At 68.1% G+C, this 9,539-nt stretch carries 10 protein-coding genes; 7 read left to right on the forward strand and 3 right to left on the reverse strand.

Translation table 11 applies throughout. The annotated features are described in order from the left end of the window. A partial coding sequence (locus DKL51_RS06795) for a transposase (protein WP_148097737.1) occupies positions 1 to 766 on the forward strand: 766 nt, incomplete at its 5' end. 39 nt (positions 767 to 805) lie between these two features. Here DKL51_RS06795 and DKL51_RS06800 read toward each other — a convergent pair. Beyond that, complete coding sequence (locus DKL51_RS06800; RefSeq protein WP_311768027.1) at positions 806 to 1,087, reverse strand: DUF998 domain-containing protein; 282 nt, start codon at positions 1,085 to 1,087, stop codon at positions 806 to 808. 39 nt (positions 1,088 to 1,126) lie between these two features. On the opposite strand from DKL51_RS06800, the gene DKL51_RS06805 reads away from it, so the two are divergent. Continuing rightward, positions 1,127 to 1,816, forward strand: a complete 690-nt coding sequence (locus tag DKL51_RS06805) for an IS6 family transposase (protein WP_109946994.1) — start codon at positions 1,127 to 1,129, stop codon at positions 1,814 to 1,816. 258 nt (positions 1,817 to 2,074) lie between these two features. Then, positions 2,075 to 2,746, forward strand: coding sequence for a BON domain-containing protein (locus tag DKL51_RS06810; protein WP_109964575.1), 672 nt, complete (start codon positions 2,075 to 2,077; stop codon positions 2,744 to 2,746). 145 nt (positions 2,747 to 2,891) lie between these two features. On the opposite strand, the gene groL is transcribed toward DKL51_RS06810, so the two are convergent. After that, positions 2,892 to 4,463 (reverse strand): chaperonin GroEL, encoded by a 1,572-nt coding sequence (gene groL / locus DKL51_RS06815; RefSeq protein WP_109964576.1) that lies wholly within the window; start codon positions 4,461 to 4,463, stop codon positions 2,892 to 2,894. A gap of 794 nt (positions 4,464 to 5,257) precedes the next feature. Further along, positions 5,258 to 5,461 (reverse strand): cold-shock protein, encoded by a 204-nt coding sequence (locus DKL51_RS06820; RefSeq protein WP_109964577.1) that lies wholly within the window; start codon positions 5,459 to 5,461, stop codon positions 5,258 to 5,260. A gap of 380 nt (positions 5,462 to 5,841) precedes the next feature. Between DKL51_RS06820 and DKL51_RS06825 the strand changes: the two genes are divergently transcribed. From DKL51_RS06825 to DKL51_RS06840, 4 genes are all read left to right on the forward strand, one after another. Beyond that, entirely contained in the window at positions 5,842 to 7,290 is a 1,449-nt protein-coding gene (locus DKL51_RS06825; RefSeq protein ID WP_109964578.1) for a DEAD/DEAH box helicase, read from the forward strand. Between the two features lie 246 nt (positions 7,291 to 7,536). Further along, the gene (locus DKL51_RS36880) at positions 7,537 to 8,127 is read left to right on the forward strand and encodes a DUF309 domain-containing protein (protein ID WP_109964579.1); all 591 of its coding nucleotides are present in this window, start codon (positions 7,537 to 7,539) and stop codon (positions 8,125 to 8,127) included. A gap of 312 nt (positions 8,128 to 8,439) precedes the next feature. Further along, entirely contained in the window at positions 8,440 to 8,625 is a 186-nt protein-coding gene (locus DKL51_RS06835; RefSeq protein ID WP_109946993.1) for a hypothetical protein, read from the forward strand. Positions 8,626 to 8,906: 281 nt separating this feature from the next. After that, positions 8,907 to 9,539: GAF domain-containing protein (locus DKL51_RS06840; protein ID WP_148097738.1), on the forward strand; the 633-nt coding region annotated here is incomplete at its 3' end.

Consider the following 9,539-nt stretch of genomic DNA (forward strand, 5'->3'; position numbering starts at 1 on the left):
GCGGCTGCGGCACGCGTTGCGGGAGTACTTCCCCGCCGCGTTGGCCGCCTTCGAGGACCTCGACGCCGCCGACACCCTGGAACTGCTCGCGAAGGCACCCGACCCGGCGAGCGCGGCGAAGCTGAGCTTGGCGCAGATCAGCGCGGCCCTCAAACGGGCCCGCCGCCGCGACATCGCTGCCAAGGCCACGGCGATCCAGGCCGTCCTGCGCGCCGAGCACCTCGGCCAGCCGGCCGTGGTCACTGCCGCCTACGCCGCGTCCGTGCGCGCTCTGGTCGCGCTGCTGGTCACCCTCAACGAGCAGGTCACGGCCCTGCAAGGGCAGGTTGAGGCCCATTTTGGCCGGCACCCGGACGCTGAGACCATCCTGTCCCAGCCCGGACTGGGTGCCGTCCTCGGCGCCCGGGTGCTCGCAGAGTTCGGCGACGACCACGGCCGCTACGCCTCGGCCAAGGCCCGCAAGAACTACGCCGCGACCAGCCCGATCACCCGCGCATCGGGCAAGAAGAAGACCGTCGCCGCCCGGTTCGTGCACAACGACCGGCTCATCGACGCGCTGATGACCCAGGCGTTCTCCGCGTTGAAAGCCTCGCCGGGCGCCCGCGCCTACTACGACCGGCAACGCGCCCGCGGCACCAGCTACAACGCCGCGCTGCGCCAGCTCGCCAACCGGCTCGTCGGCATCCTGCACGGATGCCTCAAAACCGGCGCGCTCTACGACGAGGCGACCGCCTGGTCCCATCACCTCAACAAGGCCGCTGCTTGACATTCAAGCTCCTGGGATGTCTTTCAGGTGCCATGATTTTCAGGCGGCCGCGTCCGCGAGGGCGCGGTAGAAGTGGATGCAGACCGTGGCGAGCCAGGCCCAGACGAGCCCGACCCCCGCGACGAACGCCAACGTCGTCGGCCCGTGTGAGCCGCTGGCGATGCCCGCGAACCCGGCGAGGAAGACCACCCCGGTGATGAGAGAAAACCCGGCCAGCCCGCGCCGCCCCTCCCGCGAGAAGCGGTTGGCCAGCACGAAGCAGGCCGCGATGAGGCAGACGAAGCGGCTCCGTTGCGTTGGGCGTTGGCATGATCGAGGCAGGCTTGAGCAGTGAAGTCATTGACCCGCTCTCGCCCATGGCTGCCTCCAAAGTCGGCGTTCGCCGGGTTCCGGTTCCCGCCGGAGGTGATCGTGGGCGCGGTGCGCTGGTATCTGCGGTTCAACCTGTCGTATCGGGACGTGGAGGAGTTGCTGGTCGAGCGCGGCGTGGAGGTCGATCACGTCACCGTGTTCCGGTGGGTGCAGCGGTTCACGCCGCTGCTGGCCGACGCCGCTCGATTCTGCCGCCACTCACCGGGTGACAGGTGGTATGTCGACGAGACGTACGTCAGGGTCAACGGGGTATGGCGGTACGTGTACCGGGCGGTCGACCAGTACGGGCAGGTCATAGACGTGCTGGTCTCGGCCCGCCGTGACGCCGGCGCCGCCCGGCGGTTCTTCCGACGCGCGCTGTCGACGTTGAAGGTGACCCCCAGCGAAGTCGTCACCGACGCAGCGCCGGTCTACCCCGCCGTGCTCGACCAGTTGGTCCCGTCCGCGTGGCACCACGTCGAGCAGTACGCCAATAATCCGATCGAGGCTGATCACAGCCAGCTCAAGCACCGGTTGAGACCGATGCGCGGGCTACGGACCGACAAGACAGCACAGGTCATCATCGCCGGACACGCGTTCATGCAGAACCTCCGCCGCGGACACTACGAACTCGCCGTCGACGCGTCGCCGGCAACGCGGGTGGCCGCGGCGTTCGCCGACCTCGCCCTGGCGATCTAGCCTCGGACCGACACGGGTCCAACGAGTCTGTCGATCCCACAACGCAACGGCGCCATTTTCTTCATGCTCATGAGCGGGTGGTTGGCTGCCCGGGGTAGGCGTGACTGAGGGTCGCCCCGCGGTGGTGATAAACAATGCCGCACCGAATAAGCCGGCATAACATGTTAAACACATGCAGTTGAGAATCAATCTCAAGATTTATTCGAATATGCACCAAATCGGCTGGCGTGCTGGCAGCCGGAGGGTCATGGTTGGCCTATGACACTGACTGTCCGGAGGAGCGACAAGGACCTGCAGACCAACGTAACCGACGAACTGTTGTTTGATTCCAGCATCGACGCCGCGCATCTCGTGGTACTGGCGAACGGCGGCGTGGTGACACTTTCCGGCGACGTGGGCAGCCTGCCCGAGCGGCATACGGCGAAACGGGCGGCCATGCGAGTAGCCGGCGTCCAGGCCGTCACCGTCGACATCGTGGTCCGCGACCCGGGTGCGTCCGGCGCCAAGGACAGCGACATCGCCGAGGCGGCGAACCAGATGCTCAGCTGGGCGGTCGACGTACCCTCCGACACGGTCAAGGCAGGGGTCCGCGATCACGTGGTCACCCTGTCCGGCACCGTCAACTGGCAGTACCAGCGGGAGGCCGCGACACGCGCGGTCATGTACCTCAAGGGCGTCACCGCGGTCGCCAACACCATCAGGCTGATCGCGACCACTCCAGCGTCCGACGATCTGAAAGCCGCGATCGACGGGGCGATCCTGCGCAACGCCCAGCTCGACTCCCACCAGATCAAGGCTGATGTCAACGGCGCGGAGGTGACGCTGCGCGGGTCCGTGCGATCGTGGGCCGAACGCCGTCAGGCCGAGAAGGTGTCGTGGTCAGGTTCCGGCGTGATCAGCGTCAAGAACCATCTCACCGTCACCGCCTGATTCTAGATCCACCCCGCCGTCCCTGACGGCACGCCAGCTCAATCCCTTGACGGGGCCGGCGAATGCGGCACGCAGCCGCACTGGCCGGCCCCGGTCTGTGACAGCCCCGAAGGTCGTCGCTGCCCGGCAAGCCGACGCCGGGCGTCTATGGCTTGTCGGCGATGAGTACCTCGGTGGTCAGGAACAATGCGGCGATCGACGCGGCGTTCTGCAAAGCGGAACGGGTCACCTTGGCCGGTTCGACGATACCCGCTTTGATCATGTCGACGTACTCGCCGCTGGCAGCATCGAGGCCGTGGCCGGCGGGAAGTGAGTTGACCTTCTCTGCCACCACGGCGCCCTCAAGGCCGGCGTTGCTGGCGATCTGCTTGAGCGGCGCGGTCAACGCGACCCGCACGATGTTCGCGCCGGTGGCCTCGTCACCGGCAAGGTCGAGCTTGTCGAACGCCGTGACCGCGGCGTTGGCCAAGGCCACGCCGCCGCCGGGGAGTAGGCCCTCTTCGATGGCGGCCTTGGCGTTGCGGACGGCGTCCTCGATGCGGTGCTTGCGCTCCTTGAGCTCCACCTCGGTGGCCGCGCCGACCTTGATCACCGCGATGCCGCCGGCCAGCTTGGCCAGCCGCTCCTGCAGTTTCTCCCGGTCGTAGTCGGAGTCACTGTTGTCGATCTCGGCGCGGAGCTGGGCGACCCGGCCGGCGATCTGCTCCACGTCACCGGCACCGTCGACGATGGTGGTCTCGTCCAAGGTGGCGACCACCTTGCGGGCCCGGCCGAGCATGTCGAGGGTGACGTTTTCCAGCGTGAGACCTACGGTGTCGCTGACGACCTGACCATTGGTGAGGACGGCAAGGTCGGCCAGCATGGCCTTGCGGCGGTCACCGAAGCCTGGTGCCTTGACAGCCAGCGACGTGAAAGTGCCACGGACCTTGTTGACGATCAGGGTTGCGAGAGCCTCGGCCTCGACGTCCTCGGCGACGATGGCCAGCGGCTTGCCCGTCTGCATGACCTTCTCCAGGATCGGGAGCAGGTCGGTCAGGTTCGAGATCCTGTTCTCGACGATGAGGAGGTACGGGTCGTCGAGAACGGCATCCATCCGTTCCGTGTCGGTGACGAAGTAGGGCGAGATGAAGCCCTTGTCGAAGCGCATGCCCTCGGTGAGCTCCAGCTCCAGGCCGAAGGTGTTGCTCTCCTCGACGGTGATGACGCCTTCCTTGCCGACCTTGTCCATCGCCTCGGCGATGAGTTCACCGACGTTTGCGTCGGCGGCGGAGATGGACGCGGTGGCCGCGATCTGCGCTCTGGTCTCGACGTCCTGGGCCTGGTTACGCAACGCCTCGGTCACCGCGGCCACGGCCTGCTCGATGCCGCGCTTGAGCGCGATCGGGTTCGCGCCCGCGGCGACGTTGCGCAGCCCCTCCCGTACCAGGGCCTGGGCCAGGACGGTCGCCGTCGTGGTGCCGTCGCCGGCCACGTCGTCGGTTTGCTTGGCGACTTCCTTGACCAGCTCGGCACCGAGCTTCTCGTACGGGTCGTCGAGTTCGATCTCCTTGGCGATGCTGACACCGTCGTTGGTGATGGTCGGCGCGCCCCAGCTGCTGGCTAGCACGACGTTGCGGCCCTTCGGGCCCAGCGTCACCTTCACCGTGTCGGCGAGGATGTTCATGCCACGTTCGAGGCCGCGACGGGCGTCTTCACCGAATGCGATCAACTTGGCCATCTGCGTCGTCCTCTACTCGTCGTGCTGACGGGCAGCACTGATCGGACCGACCTGCGATGACGTACACGTACGCCCACCAGAGGGCTCATCCCAATCGGCTGGCACTCGCACAGGGCGAGTGCTAACTACGGTCTAGCACTCGCCACCTGAGAGTGCAAGGAACACGAAGATCAACCTCCCCGTGGTCGGACCCCAACACCCGGTCGACCACTCCGACACGATGCGGGGCGTCGCCGCCCCGGCCGCCATCGACGAGACATACCCCGATCTGCCCTGACTTGGGCGCCCAGACAGCGGTGATCCCGAACGCCAACCGGGTAGATCTGCCGGCACGGGGGAGCAGATTGGGAGCAGCAGGTTGCACTGAACGGCCCGCAACTGCACTCAACAGCGTTGAACTGCTCTGAACGGCACTGGCCCCGACCTGCGGTTCCACGTTTTGGCTGGTCAGAGGCGGTGCAGCGTCCCGGTTCACACCGGAGTGCTCAGCCATGCTTGCTCACCTGAAGGGCAAGTCGCCATCCAGGCGTCGTGGGGGAGGAGACGGTCGGCCCACCAGCGGATGACGCAGTGAGCCGACCGTCGCTTGAGGCGCCCCTATGCCGGCGGCGTCGCGGGAGAGCGTTTGGCGGCGAGGCGCTGGGGGACTGGGCTCGCGCACGTCGCGTGCCAGCGGAATTTCTCGAACAGCCAGATCAGTCGGGCGGTGTCGTCAGATGCGGCTGCAGGAATCTGGGCGGCCGCCACCGCGGCCGGGAGCCTGTCGAAGCTCACGACGGCAGCGAAACGAGCGGTCAGAGGACGCGCACCGCGGTCGCCTGCGGACCCTTGGCGCCCTGCGTGATGTCGAACTCGACGCGCTGATCCTCCTTGAGGCTACGGAAGCCGTCGTTGCGGATCTCGGAGAAGTGAACGAAGACGTCCTTACCGCCGTCGTCGACGGTGATGAAGCCGAAGCCCTTGTTGTCGTTGAACCATTTCACAGTTCCCTGTGCCATAACTGTCTCCCTTCGGAGTGGGGCCCGCGCCATGCGAGCCCGCTGGGCCGGCGTCGGCCGGCAGCGTCAGCCCGTCGGGAGGAGGAGATGACAAACGCCCGCGCCACCTGACGCGCGGGCGTCACAGATCACCACAGACACGCAAAAACACGACCAACCGATGCAACCGGCCACCACAGCGTTAAATTCCCGTTCCCCCACCCGCCGGTTCAGGACGGGCAACCTAGACGCCGCAGGCGCCCAAGTAACTCGCCGGCGCGGGTAGACTTCGGTACACGGCTCGCATCGTTCTGCCTCGGGCCGTGTTGACGTCGACCACCACGCGCCGCGACCGCTCAGTCTGCGCCGGGCAGGACGACCCTTCCACGTTCGGAGATTTCATGGCGGTACGCCGCCCCCACACCACACCTTCGTCTACGTCCACCACGTTCACGGACCTCGGCGTACCCGCCGCGCTCACCGAGGCGCTTGCGGCCGGCGGTATCACCACGCCGTTCCCGATCCAGACGGCGACGCTGCCCGACACGCTCGCCGGACGCGACGTGCTCGGCCGGGGCCGAACAGGCTCGGGCAAGACCTACGCATTCGCGTTGCCCGTGCTGACCCGGCTGGCTGCCAGCACCTCGCCGCGGCGGCCCGGTCGTCCGCGTGCGCTGATCCTCGCTCCCACCCGCGAACTCGCTACCCAGATCGAGGCGACCATCGCCCCGCTGGCCAGGGCGCTGTCGCTACGCACCCTCACCGTCTTCGGCGGGGTGAGCCCGAACCCCCAGGTCTCCGGCCTGCGCGCGGGCGTGGACATCCTTGTGGCCTGCCCGGGCCGGCTCGCCGACCATCTCAAGACGGGCCACGCACGTCTCGACGCGGTCGAGATCACCGTGCTCGACGAGGCCGACCACATGGCCGACCTCGGCTTCCTCCCCGTGGTTCGGCAACTACTGGACCAGACCCCGCGATCCGGCCAGCGGCTACTGTTCTCCGCGACGCTCGACGCCGGGGTCGAAGTCCTCGTGCGCCGGTTCCTCACCGACCCGGTCACCCACAGCGTCGATTCGTCGCTGTCACCGGTCGCGGCGATGTCGCACCACGTGTTGCATGTGAGCCATGACGACCGGCTTCCCGTCCTGGTCGATCTCGCGGCCGCGCCGGGTCGCACGCTGGTGTTCACCCGCACTAAACGCGGGGCGAAGACACTGACCCGCCGGCTCGTCGCCGCCGGGGTGCAGGCCGTGGAGCTACACGGCAACCTGGCCCAATCCGCGCGTGACCGCAACCTGCTTGCCTTTTCCGAAGGCAGCGCGAAGACGCTGGTCGCCACAGACATCGCGGCCCGCGGCATCCACGTCGACGGCATCACCCTCGTCATCCACGCTGATCCGCCGGTCGAGCACAAGGCGTATCTGCACCGTTCCGGCCGAACGGCCCGTGCCGGTGCACACGGCACAGTGGTCACGCTCATGACCGACGACCAGGTCGGCGACGTGCGCGAGCTGGCCCGCAAGGCGGGCATCGCGCCGACGACCACCCGGCTGCGGCCCGGCCATCCGCTGCTCACCCGACTCGCCCCCGGTCAACGTTCGTTCGTCACACCACCGGTCGACCATCCGGCCGTGACCGACACGTCACGGCACGACCGTTCACGTCGGAACGCGAAGCCACTTTCCTCCACCATGCCTCACACCGGATCCGTGTCACCGCATGGGACGTCATCGCCGCAGTCGGGCTCGGGCCGAGGTGGCCGTACGGCGGCTGCGGCACCCGCCCGGTCGTCGGGCGCAGCAGCCTTTTCCGCTCGGACCCACGTGGGGGCGCGCCGCGGCAGCCGCTGATGAGCAGGCCCTCTGTGACCACACCAGGGCGCAGCGTTATTGGCCCGGCCTCCAGGGCGCCATGACATGGCTATCCGCCGACAGCGCCTCCGCCGCTCGCATGTCGTACTTTCGGCGTAGTGTGATGACGTCGTCGCTCGCCTCGTGTTTTGGGCCTGCAACAGGCGTGGGCTTTTGCGATCAGGTGCACCGGGCAGCGTTGAAGGGGGCGACCGTGTCGTCGCGAAGGGGTCCCGCGGTTCCGTCATGCTGGTTTGCCAGTCGGGAAGGTTCCGAGGGCGTGGGCGTGTGGTCTCACCGTCATGTCTCGCACCGCCGGTGGGCTGCTCCGGAGCCGAAACGGTGAGTTCAGCCGGTGACCGTGAGCGCGACAGGGATGTCGCGGGGCGCCCGCGCAACGCCCGCCCACGTGACGAACTGGGTCGACCCCTACCCCGCGGCGCGGCTGGGGTCGAAGGCGTTCCCGACGATCTCGCGCTATCTCCGGACGAGACGCTCACCGAGGCGCAGCGACTCCTCGACGCGGGCCGAGCGTTTCAGGCGCACGAGGTACTGGAGAGCACCTGGAAGGCTGCCCCAGGGGGCGAACGTGAGCTATGGCGGGGGCTGGCCCAACTCGCCGTGGGCCTCACACACGCGCGGCGAGGTAACGCAGTCGGGGCGGTGGAGCTCTTGAGGCGCGCCGCGGAGCGTGTGGAAGGCTACGCCGACGCTGCGCCACACGGCGTGGACGTGGCTGGTCTCGTCGCCTGGGCGCGCGCTCTGGTCGTACGCATCGAGCAGGACGGCCTCGCCGTCTTGACGCGGGGTGACCTCACCCCACAACTTCGCTCCTGACCTTGACGACACCAGCGGGACGTGCAGCCGGCCGAGGGGATGACCTGGCCGTGGGCGTACGGTAGGGGTATCGCCCAAGACCCCGGTGCCGTGAAAGTCCGTTGATATGCCGGACTCCATCGGTGGAAGGGGCATCGTGGTCGGGCTTATCTGGCGGATACACCGCCGGTTTCGCCAGGGCGGGACGTGCGGTATGCGGGGCTGCGCTGCCGGTCGTCGCCCGCGTAAGCGGCTGCGGATCGCATTGACCACACAGCCGCGCTGCTGGGCCTCCACGCCGCCATCTACGCGACGAAGGTGAGGATACATACCATGCACATCGAAAAAGCCGAGATCATTGCAACGCTGCGGTCCAGAGGTCTGCACGCCAGGGCCGACTGGGTCGACCGGCAACTGCCCCGGCTCGTCGACACGTACAAGAACGATTCACTACTCAGGACGCTCGACATCGACCCAGCCGCCATGTCACCTGTCGAGGTTGCATCGCAGCAAGGTTGAGCCGCACAGGACCTCGCGGAGCCCCCTATTCCCAAGGGCTTCGGGTCAGGGCCGGCGAATGCTACGCCGCGCAGGGGGCGCAGTCCAGGAGTACGGTGTGAGCGTCGCCGGGTTGCCGGTTCCACAAGACGGATGTCCGCGCAGGATGATCGGGTCGGAGCCGACCGTGAAAGAGGGAAGCAGCGGGACGCTGCGCAGCTTCCGAGCGGTGTCCCGGTGAACGCGCGGCGGCTGCCCGACTCGAATCGTGGGCGCGCGGTCGTCCCCGGTACGGCGGATCGATGAACTCCGAGCGCAGGAGCCGGCTGTGGGCCCTCGTCGTCGACGCGGCCCGGAGCGGGAGGGTCGAGGTTGACCATGTCTGCGCCGCGTCGGTCTCGGCCACCGGTGTCGACTCCGCCGCCGTCGCCGTGACGCTGCGCGCCACCCCGCGGGAGGTGCTGTGTGCCAGTGACCGGACCGCGTCGGAGCTGGAGGAGCTGACACTTACCCTCGGTGAGGGCCCGTGCGTGGACGCCAGCTTCGGCGGCCCGGATCTGATCGCCGATCTGGCGGCGCCGGAATGTCTGACCCGCTGGCCGGCGTTCGCGCCGGCGGCGGTGCTCGCCGGGGTCCGTGCGGTGTTCGCCCTGCCGCTCCAGGTTGGCGGGATCCGCCTCGGTGTGCTGGACCTCTACCGTGCGCGGTCCGGCGGCCTTGATGGCGAACAGTTGGCCGACGCGCTGGTGTTGGCGGACACGGCCTGTGCCGTACTGCTGGACGGCGGGTGGCGTCACCGGTCGGCCCGGGACGAGGGTCGGCCCGAGCAGGCCGGTCTGCAGCATCCCGAGGTGCACCAGGCCACGGGGATGGTCACGGTCCAGCTGGGGGTGACCGCGGCGGTGGCACTCATCCGGTTACGCGCCTTCGCGTAC

This window comes from Micromonospora globispora (assembly GCF_003857015.1).
GTDB lineage: Bacteria > Actinomycetota > Actinomycetes > Mycobacteriales > Micromonosporaceae > Micromonospora > Micromonospora globispora.